The organism is Enterobacter sp. Lyrl_3, assembly GCF_051948675.1.
In the GTDB taxonomy this organism is placed as follows: Bacteria; Pseudomonadota; Gammaproteobacteria; order Enterobacterales; family Enterobacteriaceae; genus Enterobacter; species Enterobacter cloacae.
Window position 1 is genome coordinate 149,267 of sequence record NZ_JAYJLI010000009.1, and the last position, 18,405, is coordinate 167,671.

Genomic DNA, 18,405 nt, shown 5'->3' on the forward strand with positions numbered 1-18,405 from the left:
TCAACAATCATTGAGCAAAATACGAATCAAGTAACATAACGTTATCATTGTTTATTTCGCCCGTCTGCGCGAGCAAACTGACCCATGCCTTAATGACAGCATGTTTTTCTGCAGTAAGCTCAACTTTGGTTTTATAGAAAGATTGTTCTGCATTTAATAAATCGATATTCATACGCTGACCAGCCTGAATGCTTTTTTTCGTCGCTTCAATCTGTCGCCTGGCGGCGTCCACCGCGGAAGCATAGGCAGCAAGGCGCTCTGAAGCATGGAGGCATTTATTTAAGGATTTTTTAATTTCGCTGTAGGTCGCCAGCCGCTGTGCATCATGAAGATATTTTGCCTGCTCATAGCGGGCCGCTGCCTGACGCAGGGACGCTGAAACGCCGCCCCCGGAAAAGAGATCCATGCTGACGCGCAGGCCTATGCTGTCGGTACGATATTTCTGATGAATGGTATTGTCGTTGCTTGAATCGTTCTCTGAATGCATCGCGTAAAGCTGTACCCGGGGAAGCGCGCCAGCGCGACTGCGTTCAATTTCATAGCGTTTTTCTTCCACGCTATGTCCGGCAGAAAGAATATCGGGATTATGCGCGGCTGCCTTTTGTTCCCAGTATCGATAGTCTCCTGATGCCAGCGGCAGCTTAAGCGGCTTTTCACCGAGTATCGGCAGCGCTGCCGTCTGCGAAAGATCCATGCCCACGATCGCTGATAACGCAACGTTAGCCGTATCCAGCGTATCGCGCGCCTCCACCTCATCCGCAATCGCCAGGCTGAGCGCAGAGGCGGTCTCTGTGACATCCGTTACTGCGCCCTCACCGGCCTCGAACTGTCGCTGAGCCTGCTTTTTCTGCTCTTCCAGCCCCTGACGATGCAGAGTCGCAAGCTGGAGCCGTTGATGCGCCTCGGTCAGATCCAGCCAGGCGGTAATGAAGCGGTTTTGCAGATCAATCAGACTGCTTCGGTAGCGTTCATCAGACTGCATTTTTTTGATAATGCCGATGCGATACCCCGCATAGGCATCGTAATCAAACAGCGGCTGAACAACGGTAACCGATCCCGAATAACTGTCATATTGTTGATGCTGCACCACCTCAGAACGCTCCCCCAACAAATTTGTCTGCTGGTACTGCTGCCGCTGCCAGTTACGCGGTGCGCGTTGATAGCTAACGCTGACTTTTGGCAGTAACCCGGCGCGACCGATGGGGATGTACTCTTCTCCGGCAAGCTGATCCTTCACAGCAGCGCGGTATTGCGGATCGTTGTCCAGCGCCATGAACCAGCCCTGAGTCAGTGTCAGCGCACCTGCTGAAAAGGGCGTCATCAGCGCGAGCAGATACACAACAGGTATGAATTTTGCGGTAAGCATCTTTACTCCTCGATGAACGACCGCGATGCACGATCCACAATGGGTTTCAGCAGATAGCTCAACAGCGAGCGCTCTCCGGCTTTAATAAAGACCTCTACTGGCATACCCGGTTTAACCTCCTCGCTCTTCAGCTTTTTCATCCCCTCCGGCGTAACGGCGATCTGAATCTTGTAGTACGGCTGCTGGGTGGTGGGATCGGTCTGGCGATCCGCTGACACCAGCGAGACCTGGGCCGGGATTTTCGGCGTGCTTTGCTGGTTGAAGGCGGTAAACATCAGGGTAACGGGCATGCCCTTATGGACTTTATCGATCAGGGCGACGTCAATTTGCGAGTCGATAATCAGGGGGGAGGCCTGCGGGACAATTTCCAGTAGCTGCTCGCCCGCGCTCACCACCGCGCTGTCGCTGGCAAGCGCGAGGTTCATTACCACACCATCCTGCGGTGCGACAACGCGGGTCAGGGAGAGATCGACACCGGAGAGCGTCAGCTGTTTTTTGCTCTCGCTGACCTGCAGGCGAAGCTGGTCAATTTGCGTTTCAATATCTTTCCGGTTGTCAATCAACCGCTGCCGCATGCCGCGTTTGAGCTGGGCGATCTGATTCCCTAACTCTACGATTTTGCTGCGGGTTTCACCCACCTCGCCCGCCAGAGACGCCGATTGCACCTGGATATCGAGATAGCGGTTACGGGGGAAATAGCCCTCTTCCATTAGTGGTTTCAGGTCTTTGAGTTGACGATTTAACAGTGCGAGCCCTTGCGCTTTCGTCTCGCAGGTTCTGGCAAGCGAATCGCGCTGGCGAGCCAGCCCTGCAATGGCCTGAGCGTCGTTTTCCTGGGCATTTTTCAGCGCCTCCTGCCGGGCATGCATAAGCTGGCGTTGCTGAGCCACAATGGGCTTGATCGCATCCCGCAGGGCTTCGTCTTCTGTCTCAGGGGGTAAGGTCAGCGTTTGCATGCCCGCCAGCTCAGACTGCAGGCGGCTTTCAGCAATGAGCGACGTCAGATAATGCTGGCGCGCAGCGGAGAGTTGGGCGAGCGTCGATTGCTGGCTGAGCAGCACCAGCAGGTCGCCTTTATGTACCGTCTGCCCCTCTTTGACGGCGATGCTTGTCACCACACCGCCTGTGGGTGCCTGAACGGCCTTACGGTAGCCGTCCACCACCACGGTTCCGGTGGAAACAACACCTTTATCCAGCGGCGCCAGTGCCGCCCAGAGCAAGAAAGATCCCAGACCTGCCAGCAACACTACCCAGCCAAGGCGGACAAACGGAACGACGTCAACAAGGGGCGTCTTCTGCGCATCGCTATTATGCATGGACTTTTCCTTGTTCAGCAGTGACGCTGTTTGTCTTATTTACCGGGCGAGCTGATTGCTGTAAGAGTTGTGCCGTTGGGCCATAAAGCTTGGTTTTTCCGCCTTCGAGGACGAGCAGATGGCTGGTCAGCGGCAATATTCCCGGACGATGAGAAATGATGACGACGCTTTTTTTCTGCTGCCGGAGCTGCCGGATAACCTGCTGCAAAGCCTGCTCACCCGATTCATCGAGGTGAGCGTTGGGCTCATCAAGGATCACCAGTGCCGGATTGCCGTACAGCGCCCGGGCCAGGCCAATGCGCTGTTTTTGTCCACCCGACAGGGCCATCCCCTGCTCGCCGGTCAGGGTGTTATACCCGTCAGGCATACGCAAAATCATGTCGTGGATCCCGGCCATCTTTGCCGTGGCGATCAGTTGCGTTGAATCAATCTCCCCAAACTGGGCAATATTCTCAGCGAGGGTTCCCGTGAAAAGCGTAACGTCCTGCGGCAAGTAGCCGATTCCGGGACCCGGCGTCTGCTTCTGCCACTGGTAAATATCTGCCCCATCCAGCCTGACATCCCCCTCTCCGGCAGGCCAGACACCGCACAACACTCTGGCGAGACAGGATTTCCCCGATGCACTGGCTCCCACAATTCCCAGCACCTCACCCGGGTTTACCCGCAGAGTGATGTTTTGCAGTATGGGTTGCCGGGGGTTTCCCGGAGGGAAAACGGTGACATTCTCAACCGTGAGCACTCCCTGCGCAGCCGGCAGGCGTATGCTCTCCTGCGCCGGGGGAAAGTCTCCCGTCAGACGAACCACGCGTTCCCATGCCAGACGAGCTGACCGGTAGCCTTTCGCCATGCTGATGAGTTGTTCCACCGGTGACAGCGCTCTTCCGAGCAAAATTGAGCCCGCGATCATCATGCCCGGCGAGATGTCTCCCAGAATCGCCAGCCAGCAGCCCAGCCCCAACATCAGGGACTGAAGCGCCATGCGTACGGTTTTGGTGACGGCAGACATCAATACAGCGCGTTCACTGGCTGCACTCTGGCAATAAAGGAACTGTTGATGTCCGCGCCACCAGCGCGCCTTCACGTTGTCAGTCATCCCCAGGGCATGCAGCGTCTCAGCAGATTGTAAGGAGCTGTTAGCCTGGTGATTTGAGATCAAGGCATACCCCCCCGCTTCATTCAAAAGTTGACGCGTCGTTTTTTCGTTAATAAGCGCCAGGGCCAGCAGCAGACATGCGCCTGAAAGCGAGAACACCCCGAGCCAGGTGTTAAAAAGAAAAATAACGCCGAGGTAAACGGGAAACCAAATGGAATCAAAAACCGCAAATAACACCGGGCCGGTAACAAACTGGCGTATAACGGTGAGGTCGCTGATAGCCTGCCCGGCATTCGGGCTGTGCTTAACGAGATTACTTTCACATGCAGCGGTATAGAGTGCAGGCGAAAGCGCATTATCAAATTGATTACCCAATCGGATGATGACGATGCCACGCGCGTAATCAAGGAGTGCCATGACGGCAAACATAAATAACACCAGCAGCGTCAACATAAAAAGCGTTGTGGTATTCCCGGATGACAGTGCGCGATCGTAAACCTGCAACATATAAATAGATGGTGCCAGCATCAGTATATTTATGACCGATGAGAAAAACGCAATCGTCACGAATATGCGCGTGCGAACGCGTGCAAAATTCTTAATGAGCCCCAAAGGTTCAATCATTCCCTAACTCTCTGATGTTTTAGTCACTTCTCATGCCACGAGAAAGGCGTGAGACGTCCATGATGAAAAAGATTTAACAATCAATATAAAAAAAGCAGACAGTCAGGCGCAGTGCCGTTCGGTATGCCCCAACAGTAAACTGTAATTTTCTTAGATGTTATGATGATTCATTTTATTCTTTTTCTTTCGCCCTGCCAAATTGCAGGAACAGAGGGTCAGTATATAAATCAACATTACTCGTAACGCAACCATTAATTAAGCAAGTATACGTTTAGTGAATATTTCTTATTGTAATACATCGACTCAATAATAATTCACGCCATCGCATCATGCTTGCACAGGATAAACAGCGCGCACTTTATTATAGGGGATTTATTGCCCACCCAATATCGCATCGCGAGGTAACGGGAAGATGTCAGTCGTGAGTTCCATCAGCCAATCACGCACGCAGTTGCTAACCGCATACGGTCTGTCGGGGCGAATCCTTCGTTTATAGCGAGTCAGACAGGGCATGAAAATGCTAAGATGGTTTATGAGGTATATTCAAAGTGGAGAGTCGGTATGAATGCCGATCAGGTTGGTATGCTGAATGAGCGACTGCAAACGCTACTGCCCCCAGGATGCCCTCAGGGATAAACGACACTGGATAATTTCGTTTAATATTAGTAAGATAGCCACTTAACATATCATACCTTAAAAATTATGCGTCTGGTTTTATCGTCCTTTTTTGCACTCAGTCTGTTCAGTAGCCAGGCCTTTGCTGCCCCCGAGCCAACTGAGCAGCCTGATATTCGTGACAGTGGCTTCGTCTACTGCGTCAGCGGACAGGTTGATACCTTCAACCCACAAAAAGCGGGCAGCGGCCTGATTGTGGATACTCTCGCCGCTCAGCTTTACGACCGTCTGCTTGATGTTGATCCGTACACCTACCGTCTGGTGCCGGAGCTGGCGGAAAGCTGGGAGGTGCTGGACAACGGCGCAACTTACCGTTTCCGTCTGCGTGATGACGTTGCGTTTCAGCATACGCCGTGGTTTACCCCCACGCGCAAGCTGAATGCAGACGATGTGGTCTTTACGTTCCAGCGTATCTTCAACCGCCATCACCCCTGGCATAACGTCAACGGGGGGAACTTCCCCTATTTCGACAGCCTGCAGTTTGCCGACACCGTTAAAAGCGTGCGCAAACTGGATAACCGGACGGTTGAATTTTCCCTGACGCGCCCGGATGCCTCTTTCCTCTGGCATCTGGCGACCCACTATGCGTCCGTCATGTCCGCTGAGTACGCGGCAAAGCTGAACAAGCAGGATCGTCAGGAGCTGCTTGACCGCCAGCCGGTCGGCACCGGTCCGTTCCAGCTGGCCGAATACCGCGCCGGGCAATATATTCGCCTGCAGCGCCACGAACACTTCTGGCGCGGCACGCCGCTGATGCCGCAGGTTGTGGTCGACCTCGGGTCTGGCGGTACAGGACGGCTCTCAAAGCTGCTGACCGGCGAATGTGATGTGCTGGCCTGGCCTGCCGCCAGCCAGCTCACTATTTTACGCGACGATCCGCGCCTGCGCCTGACGCTGCGCCCGGGTATGAACATTGCCTATCTCGCTTTTAACACCGATAAGCCGCCGCTGAATAACCCGGCAGTTCGTCATGCGCTGGCGCTGGCCATTAACAACCAGCGTTTGATGCAGTCCATTTATTACGGCACCGCGGAAACCGCTGCCTCTATTTTACCGCGCGCCTCGTGGGCGTATGACGGTGAAGCCAAAATCACGGAATACAATCCGGCAAAAGCACGCGAACAGCTTAAAGCGTTGGGTGCTGAAAACCTGACGCTGCAGCTCTGGGTACCGACCAGCTCTCAGGCATGGAACCCTAGCCCACTGAAAACCGCCGAGCTGCTGCAGGCTGATATGGCGCAGGTGGGTGTAAAAGTGATCATCGTTCCGGTTGAAGGGCGTTTCCAGGAAGCGCGCCTGATGGATATGAACCATGACCTCACGCTGACGGGCTGGGCGACTGACAGTAACGACCCGGACAGTTTCTTCCGTCCGTTGTTAAGCTGCGCGGCAATAAACTCACAGACCAACTACGCTCACTGGTGCAACCGCGAGTTTGACGCCGTTCTGCAAAAAGCGCTGGCGTCACAACAGCTCTCGTCACGCATTGATGCCTATGATGAAGCGCAAAAGATCCTCGCTAAGGAACTGCCCGTGCTGCCGCTGGCCTCTTCCCTGCGTCTGCAGGCCTATCGTTACGATATTAAAGGCCTGGTATTGAGCCCGTTTGGCAACGCCTCCTTCGCCGGGGTCGACCGTGAAAAAGAACAAGAGGTGAAAAAACCATGATCATTTTTACCTTGCGTCGACTCCTGTTACTGCTGGTGACGCTCTTTTTACTGACCTTCGTGGGCTTCAGCCTGAGCTACTTTACGCCGCACGCCCCGCTTCAGGGATCGTCGCTGTGGGATGCCTGGTTGTTCTGGTTCAACGGCCTGCTGCACTGGGATTTTGGCGTCTCCAGTATCAACGGACAGCTTATCTCTGAGCAGTTGAAAGACGTGTTCCCGGCCACGATGGAGCTCTGTATTCTGGCCTTCGGCTTTGCCCTGATGGTGGGCATTCCGGTGGGCATGCTGGCGGGGATTTATCGCAATAAATGGCAGGATAAATTTATCAGCGCCCTCGCCCTGCTCGGCTTTTCTATCCCGGTCTTCTGGCTGGCGCTGTTGCTGACGCTGTTCTTCTCTCTGACGATGGGCTGGCTGCCGGTTTCAGGCCGCTTTGACCTCCTCTACACGGTTAAATCGGTGACCGGTTTCGCCATAATTGATGCATGGCTCTCTGACTCCGTCTGGCGTCACGAAATGATCGTCAGCGCCCTGCGTCATATGGTGTTGCCGGTGCTAACGCTTGCGGTGGCACCCACCACCGAAGTGATCCGCCTGATGCGCCTGAGCACCATGGAAGTGTTTGATCAGAACTACGTTAAAGCCGCGGCCACGCGCGGGCTCTCACGCCTGACTATCTTGCGTCGTCACGTACTGCATAACGCGCTCCCGCCGGTCATTCCGCGCCTTGGGCTGCAGTTTTCGACCATGCTGACCCTGGCGATGATCACTGAGATGGTCTTTAGCTGGCCGGGACTGGGCCGGTGGCTCATTAACGCCATTCGTCAGCAGGATTACGCCGCCATTTCAGCAGGCGTCATGGTGATTGGTTCGCTGGTGATTATTGTTAACGTAATTTCCGATATTTTGGGTGCAATGGCCAACCCGTTGAAGCATAAGGAATGGTATGCCTTACGATAGTGGCTATAGGGCTGCGTATTTTTTATTTAAATTCAATGAAGTAGACAAAAAAACTGCTACCGATTTTGAGTTTTAATACGCAAATTTGTACACATTGTGTTTATGCTCCAACAGTCTTAATCGAAACATGGGCTGTTGGAGCTATCGATTCCGCCCTCTTCGTTTCTTCTATACTTTCAGTTTGACTGACTGGAGGTAATCATGTGCGAACGTTTGGCACAAGCTCAAACACGTGAAGAATACCTTGTCTATTTGGCTGACAAAGCCGATCGCGACAACCTAACGGCTTTATAGATCTTAGCTTCACTCAATATCCCTTACTGCCTAGGTTTTCTAAACGTATTATTTATATTCATTAGGCGCGAGTAGATACACACCCAAAAGTATGTATCTACATACACTCTACCTACCTGAGATAACTTTGAATAAAGGCAGTCAGAGATGTTTTTTGCGCCAACGTCTGGTCAGTTGCTTTTCAAATTCAATTATTAGGAACATCGCGAATCCTATCAGTAAGGTAATGATCCAGTAACGGAACGGCAGCGGTTCCGTGCCAAACAGCATCTGCATGAACGGCGCGTAGATGATGAGAAGCTGAAGCGCCAGGAGCACACCACTCACAATCCAAATGCCTTTATTCGCCAGCAGGCCTATGCTCAGCGAGAAGCTGTCATTCACGCGGCAGTTAAGCATGTAGAACCACTGTGCGGTCACCAGAGTTTGCAGCAGCACGGTACGGATAAATTCTGCTGAATAGCCGCGCGGCTGCAGCCAGGCTTCAAGGATAAAGGCGCTGATGGCAATCATTAAGCCGACAAATATCACGCGCCAGATGGCATAGCCGTCCATCACGTGCAGGTTCGCCTTGCGCGGAGGCCGGTTCATGATGTCCTTCTCGCCCGCTTCGAACGCCAGCCCAAAAGAGAGCGTCGCCGAGGTGGCCATGTTCATCCACAGAATAAGGACCGGCGTCAGCGGGATCAGGTTCCCCGCCAGCAGCGCGATGATAATCAGCATAGCCTGAGCAATGTTGCTGGGGATAACGAACAGAATGGTCTTTTTCAGGTTGTCGTAAACCCGCCGGCCCTCGTGTACTGCACTGGCAATCGTGGCAAAGTTGTCATCCGTGAGCACCATGTCGGCGGCTTCCTTGGTGACTTCCGTCCCCTTGATCCCCATAGCAATACCCACATCCGCCCGCTTGAGCGCCGGGGCATCGTTCACGCCATCCCCCGTCATTCCCACCACTTCCTGCTTGCTCTGCAGGGCCTGTACAAGGCGGAATTTATCCTCCGGGCTGGTTCGCGCGAAAATATCGTACTGCTGCGCGGCTTCGCTCAACTGACGATCGTCCATCGCTTCCAGTTCGCGGCCGGTTATAGCGCTGGCGGCGTTGCCAATGCCAAGCATTTGCCCAATGCTCATCGCCGTTTGCGGGTGGTCCCCGGTGATCATTTTTACGCGGATCCCCGCCTGCAGGCAGTCGGCAATCGCGGTAATTGCCTCCGGACGCGGTGGATCCATCATTCCGGCGATGCCAAGCAGGATCACGCCATCCTTAAGGTCCGGATGATCCAGCTCGCGCTGTCCCTCACGGGCAGGCTTCCAGGCTGCCGCCACCATGCGCAGCCCCTCACGGGCATACTCTTCAATCTTCCCTTCCCAGTAAGACTGATCAAAAGGCTGCAACCCGGTGTTGGTCTGCTGGAACTGGCACAGGCGGAACAGAACGTCCGGAGCGCCGGTAATCAAAATAACCTCTTCATCGCCCAGACGGTAAAGCGTGGACATGTATTTATACAGCGAATCAAACGGAATTTTACTGCGCATTTCAGTATCGAGCGGTGGAAGCGGGATTTTTGCCGCCAGCACCTTCAGCGCACCCTCGGTCGGGCCGCCAGTGATTTTCCACTGGCCCTGGTCATCTTTAATCAGCTGGCTGTCATTGCAGAGGTCGATGGTGCGCAGATAGCGTTCCAGCAGGGAGCCCTGCGTCACGCTGACGGGATTCGGGTCATCTACAGGATGAATATTACCAACCGGCTCGTAGCTGTCGCCCTCCACGCGATAGGTCGTGTCGGCGGTTATGACCGCTTTGACCGTCATTTCATTCATGGTCAGGGTGCCGGTTTTATCCGAGCAGATGACCGTCATCGCGCCCAGCGTTTCTACCGTAGGCAGCTTACGAATGATGGCCTTGCGGCGCGCCATGGCCTGTACGCCAAGCGAAAGAATGATGGAAATGATGGCCGGTAGGCCTTCCGGCACCGCGGCAACGGCGAGGCTGATGAGCGACAGCACCAGCTCGGAAACCGGCATATCGCGGAACAGCAGACTGAAGACAAACAGCGCTACCATCATCACCAGAATAGTAATGAAGATGGTTTTACCGAGCTTATCCATCTGCACCATCAGCGGCGTACGGTGTTTTTCGATATCTGACATCATCTGGTTGATATGACCAAGCTCGGTCTCACCCCCGGTCGCCACCACTACGCCTTTGCCGCCGCCGGAGCTGACGGTGGTGCCGGAATAGAGTAGGTTATACCGATCGCCTAAAGGCAGCTCACCAGTTAACGCATCGCTGTTTTTCTCTACCACGGTGGATTCACCGGTCAGGATGGCCTCCTCCACGCGAAGGTTATGCGCCTCGATCACGCGAAGGTCCGCAGGGATACGATCCCCGGCGCGGATCACCACGATATCGCCCGGCACCAGCGAGGTTGTGGGGATCGTCTCATGATTACCCTGACGCACCACCACGGCTTCGCTGGAGAGCATATTGCGAATACTTTGCAGCGATTTTTCTGCATTGCTCTCCTGAATATGGCCAATCAGCGCGTTAATGACGGCAACGCCGAGGATCACAAACATATCGATCCAGTGGCCCATAAAGAGCTTCAGCAACGCGGCCACCAGCAGAACGTAGATCAGGACATCGTTAAAGTGGGCCAGGAAACGCAACCAAGCGGGCTTGCCCTTTTTCTGCGGTAACGCATTCTCACCATACTGCTGGAGGCGGGCCGATGCCTCAGTGCTGCTCAGCCCCTCCGCGGTGGAATTGATATTTGCCAGGGTGTCGTCAACAGTTTGTTGATAATACGGACGGTCAGGTTTTCCTGTTTTCATCGTTTCTTCCTCAGGTTCTTTTCAGAAATCACCTTGCTTTCATGCCATTAACGAATAACAAAAACAGGGACATGGGCATAGCGCACAATGCTGGCAGCCTCTGACCCTAACAAATGGGTTTGAATATTGGGATTTCGAGAACCGACAATAATTGCCCCAGCAGCAAGTTCATCCGCCAACTTAATCACCTCATCACGGACATTCCCGCTGCGCACATGAAGATGGACATGTTCTTCCGGCAGATTCAGTTTTTTGACCAGGGCAGCGAGTTTCTCTTTGGAATTATTAACCATATATTCATCCATCTTTCGCGCATCTGAAATAAACCCGCGGGTCAGCTCAGCGGAAAATTTTGGCATGACGTGCAACAGGTGAATATCTCCCGACGCGCTTTGTGCCAGGAACTGTGCATGCTGCAGCGCTTTATCTGCCAGGCCAGTCTCATAAACATCCACCGGAACCAGAATATTTTTGTACATATCGAGTATCCTTTTTATTACTAAAATGATTGTGGGTAGAGAAAAAACGCATTACATGCAGGGGCTTACCCTTTATGACCGTCACGGGAAAAAAGGCGAATGATATTAAACGTAGCACAGGAATTTCAGGATTAGCGTGTCCCCCCTGATAATGGTTATTTAACATTTATCTTTTCTCCAACTATGCTCATAGAAAGACACTGCTTACGACTCATGGAGGAATGAATGTACGGTTTAAGCCTTTTTCGTCTTAGTTTGTTTATCGCGCTTGCCATTATTGCCAGCACTGCAATTGGCCTATTTACCTATATGGTTGTCACTGTTCTGGCAGAATAGTGTTACTTCCAGCCCTTGCTATGGAATAAATAAAATAGTTATTTATTAGGGGAATACAGTGAACCGCTACCTCTATCTTTTACCGTTCGTGGTGTTAACGCTCACTGCGTGCGATCCGAAACCCGAGCAAGCTTCCCCCCTGCCACGCATGGTAAAAGTGGCGGAGGTGGCTGTTCCCGGTCATGCCCAGCAGCGCGTTTTCCCCGCCCGCATAGAATCGGGCGACGCGACCGACCTATCATTTAAGCGCGCGGGTCAAATTGAAGCGCTGGATATACGCCAGGGCGCAGTCATCAAGCAGGGGCAACAGCTTGCCAGACTAAACGCCCGTGAAGCACAGCAGCGGGTTAACGACAGGCAAACAGCGGCGACGCTGGCCCAGCGACAGTTCGATCGCTTCCAGACGCTGGCGGGCCGCCAGGCTATCTCTAAAGCGGAGATGGACGTACAGCGCGCGAACCGCGATTCGGCGAATGCGGCGCTGCAGATTGCCCGTGAAGAGCTGAATCAGATGACGCTCGTCGCCCCCTTTAGCGGAACGGTGGCCAGCTTGCATGTGCGGAATCATCAGGTGGTGTCTGCCGGTCAGCCCATTGCGACCCTGACCCGCACCGACCTGCTGGACGTGGTGTTCAGTATTCCTGAGAATCTGTTCAAGGCCTTTGATATCCGTAACGCCCAGTATCGCCCTGTGGTGAGAATTAACGCCATCCCGGATCGGGAGTTTACCGCTGTCTACAAAGAGCACTCGGGCAGCAGCGACAGCAATACTCTGACCTGGCAGGTGATACTCACCATGCCGCGCCCGGATGATTTCCCCGCCGTGGGCGGTGTCAGCGGTACGGTGACGATCAATTTAACCAACCTCCCGGCTGGTGCTGGCGCTCAGGCTTTAATTGTGCCGGTTGAGGCGGTCTTTAACCCGAACAACAGCCCGCGCAATGAGCCGCACGTATGGGTCGTGGCGGGGGAAGGTGACGCGCTTCATCTTGAAGACCGCAAGGTAACCGTGGGCCAGGTGACCACAGAGGGCGTGACGATCACTGGTGGGCTTAAGGCCGGCGAGCGCGTGGTGGCTGCTGGCGTGGGTGAGCTTCATGCTAACCAACCGGTGCGTATCTGGACGCGTGAACGGGGACTGTAATGGATATTACTCGTCAGTTTATCAATAACCCCATTCGCGTCTGGCTGACGATCCTGCTGCTGGGCGTGGGCGGCATTTTCGCACTGCTGAACATCGGCAGGCTGGAAGACCCCGCCTTTACCATCAAAACCGCGGTGGTGATCACCCACTATCCCGGTGCCTCCGCTCAGCAGATTGAAGAGGAGGTCACGCTGCCGCTGGAGAATGCCCTTCAACAGCTGCCCTATCTGGACAACGTAAGCTCCATCTCTTCCAACGGCCTGTCGCAAATCACCGTGAACATTGCCTCACGCTATCATTCGAACGAGCTGCCTCAGATCTGGGACGAACTGCGTCGTCGCGTGGGCGATGCCGCGCGCCAGTTCCCACCAGGCGTAGTGGCGCCCTTCGTGAATGACGATTTTGGCGACGTATTCGGCTTTTTCTTCGCGATTTCCGGGGAAGAATTCAGTAATCCTGAACTGGTGAGGTATGCCGAGCAGCTGCGTCGCGAACTGATTCTGGTCCCCGGCGTTGCCAAGGTCGCCATCGGTGGGGCCATCAGCCAGCAGGTCAACATCGATATCTCCCTGACCAAAATGGCCGCGCGCGGCATTACGCTGAACCAGCTTTCCGCCCTGCTCAGCAGGCTTAACGTGGTTTCCAGCGCCGGAGAAATCACCTCGGGAACGGAATCCATTCGCCTGCATCCAACCGGTGAGTTCGAAAATCTTGATGAGCTCGCGGATCTCATCATTACCCCTTCCGGCACCGGGGCGGCGACGCGTCTGCGGGATATCGCCACGCTGTCGCGCGGGCTGAACGAATCGCCCGCCAGTATTTATCATGCCAACGGTAAGAAAGCCGTCACCATGGGCGTCTCATTTATTCCTGGCGTGAACGTGATCGACGTGGGACACGCGCTGGAGGCGAAGCTCAGCCAGATGTCGGCGGAAAAACCGGCAGGGATACACATCGACCTGTTCTACGATCAGGCAGCGGAAGTGGGCCACTCTGTTAACGGGTTTATCATTAACTTTCTGATGGCGCTGGCGATTGTCATCGGAGTACTGCTGATCTTTATGGGCGTTCGCAGCGGGATCATCATCGCGTTTTCCCTCGCGCTCAACGTGCTGGGAACTCTGCTGATAATGTATCTGTGGGGTATTGAGCTGCAGCGTATCTCGCTCGGTGCGCTGATTATAGCCCTCAGCATGCTGGTGGATAACGCCATCGTGATTGTTGAAGGGGTGCTGGTTGCGCGTCAGCAGGGCTCCCCGCTGTTGAACGCAATTAACTACATCATTCGTCGCTCCGCCCTGCCGCTACTGGGGGCAACGGTGATCGCCATCCTGGCGTTTGCGCCTATCGGGCTGTCGCAGGATTCCACCGGGGAATACTGTAAATCCCTGTTCCAGGTGCTGCTGATTTCCCTGATGCTGAGCTGGTTCTCGGCGCTCACCATTACGCCGGTGTTGATCAAGTGGTGGTTGTTTAAAAACCACAGCGCGCCGGAAAAAATTGACGAGTCAGACCCTTACGACAAACGCCTCTACCGTCTTTACCAGCGCCTGCTCAACGCGCTGCTGCACTGGAAAGCGCCGACGCTTATCGTGATGGCTGCGCTGCTGGCAGCATCTGTCTGGGGTTTTGGCGCCGTGCGGCAAAACTTCTTCCCATCGTCAAATACGCCGATTTTCTTTGTCGACCTTTGGTTACCTTACGGCACCGATATCAAATGGACCGAGAAGATGACTGGCGATATTGAGAAAACCATCAACGGTCAGCCCGGCGTCGAAACTACCGTTTCAACCATCGGTCAGGGCAGCATGCGGTTTATTCTTACCTACAGCGGACAGCGGCAGTACAGCAACTACGCGCAGATCATGGTGCGCATGGATGACCAGCGCAACATAGCCGCATTGACACGCCACGTTGATGAGTACATTACGCGAAACTATCCGCAGGTGAACGCCAGCACCAAACGCGTGATGTTTGGTCCCTCCGGCGACAGCGCCATTGAGGTGCGCATCAAGGGTCCCGAGCCTGACAGGCTGCGACTGATAGCCAGCCAAGTGGATGATATTCTGGCGCGCGACCCGGCCATTGCAAGTGTGAGAAATGACTGGCAAAACCGCAGCAAGGTGATCCGTCCGCAGTACGTCGCCACGCTGGGCCGCGAGCTTGGCGTAGACAAGCAGGACGTCGACAACGCGCTGGAGATGAATTTCTCCGGCAGCCGGGCCGGGTTATACCGAGAAGGCAGCGACCTTCTTCCGGTCGTGGTTCGCCCCCCGGAAAGCGAACGGCTGGACGCTAATCATCTGAACAACGTGCTGGTCTGGAGCCATACCCGGCAGCAGTATATCCCGCTGAGTAACGTCGTCAGCAGCTTTTCGCTGGAGTGGGAAGATCCGCTGATTCTGCGCCGCGACCGCTCGCGGGTGCTGACGGTTCAGACCGATCCTGATCCCCTTAGCCAGCAAACGTCAGGCGACATTCTCGCCCGGGTGAAACCGCACATTGACGCCCTCACCCTGCCCCACGGCTACAGTATCGAATGGGGAGGCGACGCGGAAAACTCCAGCGAAGCACAGCAGGGGATCTTCACCACGCTGCCGATCGGGTTCTTGGTAATGTTTGTCATCACCGTTTTGATGTTCAGCTCGGTGAAAAACGCCGTCGCCATCTGGCTGACCGTGCCGCTGGCGCTGATTGGCGTCACGCCGGGATTCTTGATCACCGGTATTCCGTTTGGCTTTATGGCGCTGATAGGTCTTCTGAGCCTGAGCGGGATGCTGATCCGCAACGGCATTGTGCTGGTGGAAGAGATCGAGCAGCAGAAAGCGCATAAAGATCAGCACGAGGCGATCGTTTACGCCGCCACCTCGCGCTTGCGCCCTATCCTGCTCACCGCGTTCACCACCGTACTGGGTCTGGCACCGCTGCTGCTGGACGTTTTCTTCCAGAGCATGGCCGTTGTGATTATGTTTGGACTTGGGTTTGCTACAATCCTGACGCTGCTGGTACTTCCCATAATTTACGCGTGCTTCCATCGTAAGGACTAAGCGGAACAACAATGAATGCGACAGGACTGAATATTATTAAGACGCTGGGCTGTATGACGGCGGTCACCTTCTTCACCATCTACAATACCTGGGATCATTATGATTATGACTATCACTGGATCCTGGGATTTTTAACTTTTATTTCGACCATCGCCACGCCGCTGTTTTTTGTGGTCGCGGGTTATCTCGATGGCCAGTCCCGGCACGGTGCCCGCTGGCAGTTAGGCAAGATTAAAAGTCTGGTGATTGTTTTTCTGTTCTGGGTAACCATCTACTACCTGTGGGAGCCGTATCAGCGGGGATATTTAATCCAGCCGTGGTTTGTGTTTTCGTTTGTCGTGATTTACACCTTCCATCCGGTGGTGGAGTGGCTTAGCCAGCGCCGCGCGCTGTTCTGCGGCGTGATTACCTGCCTGCTGCTCTTCTCCTACGGGTATGATTTGCTTTCAGCCCTCTATCCGAACGTCCATGTCCTTTCCCTTTCGCCACAGTACCGCCTGTGGACGTGGCTATTGTTTTACCTGACGGGGCAGCTTTTCTGCGATCCCAGGATCGCCGAGTGGATTGGCCGCAAAGTAGTGGTCAGGACGGCGGTTATCGCTATCCCGTTTATTTATCTCTTCACTTGGTTTTACGAGCGCCATTTCTTTTTTGCCCTGTTCAAGGCCGACAGAAACGCTTTTATTCTTACCGGCTCGCAAATCTACATTTTGATTATTGCGCTGGTCATTGCGGCGAACGGGGTACGCTTTCGCCGCAATGCTGAGTTTAAAGAGTCGGTGCTGGCGGCCATCAGCAAAACTATGACCGGCGTGTATATCGTCCACTACTCGGTGTTTCACCTGCTGACGGCGCTGATCCCGGTGACGTCTCTCGGCATGAAGCTGGCGCTGATCGTCCTCACGTTCATCACCTCGGTGCTGTTCTCCATGCTGATCCTGTCTAACTCCGTGGCAAAAAAGGTGATCACCCTTTAAAAACCGAGGCGCAGCCAAGCAAAGAGCACGTTACCGTTGTTATAGGTGCCTGGAATATAGGTGAACTGGACGGTAACGCGCTTATACCCCGCAGAAAACAGCGGAAAGATAAACGGCAGGGGCACATAGTTCGCAAAATCATCGCGCGCCGTGATACCCGCCGCGGCGCCGAGTCCAAGCCGGAAATCTTTGGCGTTATCCAGGTACCAGCCCTTCTCCCAGCCGTAGCCCATAGCGGGCTGCCATTCATTGTGCGAATCTTTGAACATCATTGCGAAGAGTGCGCTCCAGTTGCCCTCTTCGTTGTAGCGGGACACGCCCAATCCCCCGCCCCACGGCATTTCGTTGTAATTGTCGGTTTTTTCTTTGTCGTACATAAAGCGGGCATGCCAGCTCAGAAACGGCAGATAGAGATCGTAGCGTTGAGGCTGCTCCCAGGTTTGCGAAATATCGTCCGTTAGCGCGTTCCACCAGCCGTTAATGCGCTGTTCTCCGTAAACTTTGGGCTCCGCATGAAGAGGTGCGACGAAGAAAAACAGGACAATCCAGATTGCCGAAAAAGTGCGTTGCATCGTTTTTCCCTCAGTTTGCGTTTCTCAGCAGATACTATAACTATAAACTATTCAGCAGTTAAGTGAGCCAAACAGCCCTCTGGTATGTCTCTTCGGATAAAAAGTCCCACAATTGAGCAAAAGACTTGAATTGGTCATAAAAGGACTAATTTCATGACATTAAAATAACCTCTATCAAGACATTGAGAAATTACTTGAAGTCGAATTCCGATGCAAAGCAACCGCTAAAACCCAAGGCAGATTAGATGAAACCAGAAAAGCTGAATGGAAAGCTCTGGCAGAAATCAAAGAATAATAACGCAGTGCTAATATTCTTAAAAACGGGAGAGTGAATTAAAAGTGATCTTTGCCTGCTCCCGGCTCATTGAGAAAGTGTAGATTTTGAAACGGGGAATTTTTTATACAGTGTGCATACAGCTACATCGTAGATGATCGCCACCTGCTTCCTGTCCACGCCGTTCGCAATCAGTCTGCCCGCCTGGTCCCATTGTTCCTGGGTAAGTTTCGGACGCCTGCCGCCGATACGCCCTTTCTCACGAGCTGCAGCCAGACCTGCCCGGGTGCGCTCCACAATCAACTCCCTCTCCATTTCCGCCAGGGCTGACATGATATGAAAGATGAAGCGCCCCATCGGGCTGGATGTATCGATACTGTCCGTGAGGCTCTTAAAGTGGATCCCGCGCTGCCGTAGTTCGTCGACCATCAGTACCAAGTTCCTCATGCTTCTCCCAAGGCGATCAAGCTTCCACACCACCAGCGTATCTCCCTCTTTCAGCGTCTTAAGAAGTTTTTTCAGCGCTGGCCGGTTAGCCACTGTTCCGCTCATTTTTTCTTCGAAAATTTGTTCACATCCTGCGCGTTCGAGCGCTTGCCGCTGAAGATCCGTATTTTGGTCATTTGTTGACACCCTAACATAGCCAATTTGCATATTTTTCACCCAATTATTTCTGCAAAAAAATCAGGTGAAGTTATCGGCCAGGCCGCTCAAGAGCAATCTATAAAACGTCGGTTTGGGAA

At 53.8% G+C, this 18,405-nt stretch carries 12 protein-coding genes and 2 pseudogenes; 7 read left to right on the forward strand and 7 right to left on the reverse strand.

Annotated features, from left to right (window positions below; all coding sequences use genetic code 11):
• Nucleotides 1–7 precede the first annotated feature (7 nt).
• Genes VF709_RS16900 through VF709_RS16910 form a run of 3 tightly spaced genes read right to left on the reverse strand, consistent with a single transcriptional unit; the run spans nt 8 to nt 4,399 of the window.
• Entirely contained in the window at nt 8–1,366 is a 1,359-nt protein-coding gene (locus VF709_RS16900) for a TolC family outer membrane protein (protein WP_038419590.1), read from the reverse strand.
• A gap of 2 nt (nt 1,367–1,368) precedes the next feature.
• Nucleotides 1,369–2,682: an HlyD family type I secretion periplasmic adaptor subunit gene (locus VF709_RS16905; protein WP_038419591.1), complete on the reverse strand. Its 1,314-nt coding sequence runs from the start codon at nt 2,680–2,682 to the stop codon at nt 1,369–1,371.
• Nucleotides 2,675–4,399, reverse strand: coding sequence for a type I secretion system permease/ATPase (locus VF709_RS16910; protein WP_440231977.1), 1,725 nt, complete (start codon nt 4,397–4,399; stop codon nt 2,675–2,677). The genes VF709_RS16905 and VF709_RS16910 overlap by 8 nt, the downstream gene beginning before the upstream one ends.
• Before the next feature lie 471 nt (nt 4,400–4,870).
• On the opposite strand from VF709_RS16910, the pseudogene VF709_RS16915 reads away from it, so the two are divergent.
• From VF709_RS16915 to VF709_RS16930, 4 genes and pseudogenes are all read left to right on the forward strand, one after another.
• Nucleotides 4,871–5,035 (forward strand): annotated as a pseudogene (locus VF709_RS16915) (site-specific integrase); the annotation flags it as partial.
• Between the two features lie 66 nt (nt 5,036–5,101).
• On the forward strand, nt 5,102–6,742 hold the full coding sequence (gene sapA, locus VF709_RS16920) for an ABC transporter substrate-binding protein SapA (protein WP_038419595.1): 1,641 nt from the start codon (nt 5,102–5,104) through the stop codon (nt 6,740–6,742).
• On the forward strand, nt 6,739–7,704 hold the full coding sequence (sapB, locus tag VF709_RS16925; protein ID WP_013096396.1) for a putrescine export ABC transporter permease SapB: 966 nt from the start codon (nt 6,739–6,741) through the stop codon (nt 7,702–7,704). Before sapA ends, sapB begins: the two co-directional genes overlap by 4 nt.
• Before the next feature lie 201 nt (nt 7,705–7,905).
• Nucleotides 7,906–7,980, forward strand: a pseudogene (locus tag VF709_RS16930) (SOS response-associated peptidase); the annotation flags it as partial.
• A 159-nt stretch (nt 7,981–8,139) separates the two neighbouring features.
• On the opposite strand, the gene VF709_RS16935 reads toward VF709_RS16930, so the two are convergent.
• Together VF709_RS16935 and VF709_RS16940 are read right to left on the reverse strand one after the other, a co-directional pair.
• Nucleotides 8,140–10,833, reverse strand: a complete 2,694-nt coding sequence (locus VF709_RS16935) for a cation-transporting P-type ATPase (RefSeq protein WP_040022822.1) — start codon at nt 10,831–10,833, stop codon at nt 8,140–8,142.
• A gap of 47 nt (nt 10,834–10,880) precedes the next feature.
• Nucleotides 10,881–11,312 carry a universal stress protein gene (locus VF709_RS16940; RefSeq protein WP_029883556.1) on the reverse strand — a complete coding sequence of 144 codons (432 nt, stop codon included), beginning with the start codon at nt 11,310–11,312 and terminating at the stop codon, nt 10,881–10,883.
• Nucleotides 11,313–11,706: 394 nt separating this feature from the next.
• On the opposite strand from VF709_RS16940, the gene VF709_RS16945 reads away from it, so the two are divergent.
• Genes VF709_RS16945 through VF709_RS16955 form a run of 3 tightly spaced genes read left to right on the forward strand, consistent with a single transcriptional unit; the run spans nt 11,707 to nt 16,816 of the window.
• The gene (locus tag VF709_RS16945; RefSeq protein ID WP_038986197.1) at nt 11,707–12,792 is read left to right on the forward strand and encodes an efflux RND transporter periplasmic adaptor subunit; all 1,086 of its coding nucleotides are present in this window, start codon (nt 11,707–11,709) and stop codon (nt 12,790–12,792) included.
• Nucleotides 12,792–15,839 (forward strand): efflux RND transporter permease subunit, encoded by a 3,048-nt coding sequence (locus tag VF709_RS16950; protein WP_440231979.1) that lies wholly within the window; start codon nt 12,792–12,794, stop codon nt 15,837–15,839. The genes VF709_RS16945 and VF709_RS16950 overlap by 1 nt, the downstream gene beginning before the upstream one ends.
• An 11-nt stretch (nt 15,840–15,850) precedes the next feature.
• Nucleotides 15,851–16,816 carry an acyltransferase gene (locus tag VF709_RS16955; RefSeq protein WP_114518856.1) on the forward strand — a complete coding sequence of 322 codons (966 nt, stop codon included), beginning with the start codon at nt 15,851–15,853 and terminating at the stop codon, nt 16,814–16,816.
• Here VF709_RS16955 and pagP read toward each other — a convergent pair.
• Nucleotides 16,813–17,388, reverse strand: coding sequence for a lipid IV(A) palmitoyltransferase PagP (gene pagP / locus VF709_RS16960; protein ID WP_038986203.1), 576 nt, complete (start codon nt 17,386–17,388; stop codon nt 16,813–16,815). The genes VF709_RS16955 and pagP overlap by 4 nt on opposite strands.
• A 361-nt stretch (nt 17,389–17,749) precedes the next feature.
• On the reverse strand, nt 17,750–18,316 hold the full coding sequence (locus tag VF709_RS16965; RefSeq protein ID WP_038986207.1) for a recombinase family protein: 567 nt from the start codon (nt 18,314–18,316) through the stop codon (nt 17,750–17,752).
• Nucleotides 18,317–18,405 lie beyond the last annotated feature (89 nt).

Bases quoted from the DNA above. Each gene is read 5' to 3' on its own strand.
- sapB (WP_013096396.1), top strand. From the start codon at position 6,739: ATGATCATTTTTACCTTGCGTCGACTCCTGTTACTGCTGGTGACGCTC.
- VF709_RS16910 (WP_440231977.1), bottom strand. From the start codon at position 4,399: ATGATTGAACCTTTGGGGCTCATTAAGAATTTTGCACGCGTTCGCACG.
- VF709_RS16935 (WP_040022822.1), bottom strand. From the start codon at position 10,833: ATGAAAACAGGAAAACCTGACCGTCCGTATTATCAACAAACTGTTGAC.
- VF709_RS16965 (WP_038986207.1), bottom strand. From the start codon at position 18,316: ATGCAAATTGGCTATGTTAGGGTGTCAACAAATGACCAAAATACGGAT.
- VF709_RS16950 (WP_440231979.1), top strand. From the start codon at position 12,792: ATGGATATTACTCGTCAGTTTATCAATAACCCCATTCGCGTCTGGCTG.
- VF709_RS16955 (WP_114518856.1), top strand. From the start codon at position 15,851: ATGAATGCGACAGGACTGAATATTATTAAGACGCTGGGCTGTATGACG.
- pagP (WP_038986203.1), bottom strand. From the start codon at position 17,388: ATGCAACGCACTTTTTCGGCAATCTGGATTGTCCTGTTTTTCTTCGTC.
- sapA (WP_038419595.1), top strand. From the start codon at position 5,102: ATGCGTCTGGTTTTATCGTCCTTTTTTGCACTCAGTCTGTTCAGTAGC.
- VF709_RS16900 (WP_038419590.1), bottom strand. From the start codon at position 1,366: ATGCTTACCGCAAAATTCATACCTGTTGTGTATCTGCTCGCGCTGATG.
- VF709_RS16940 (WP_029883556.1), bottom strand. From the start codon at position 11,312: ATGTACAAAAATATTCTGGTTCCGGTGGATGTTTATGAGACTGGCCTG.
- VF709_RS16905 (WP_038419591.1), bottom strand. From the start codon at position 2,682: ATGCATAATAGCGATGCGCAGAAGACGCCCCTTGTTGACGTCGTTCCG.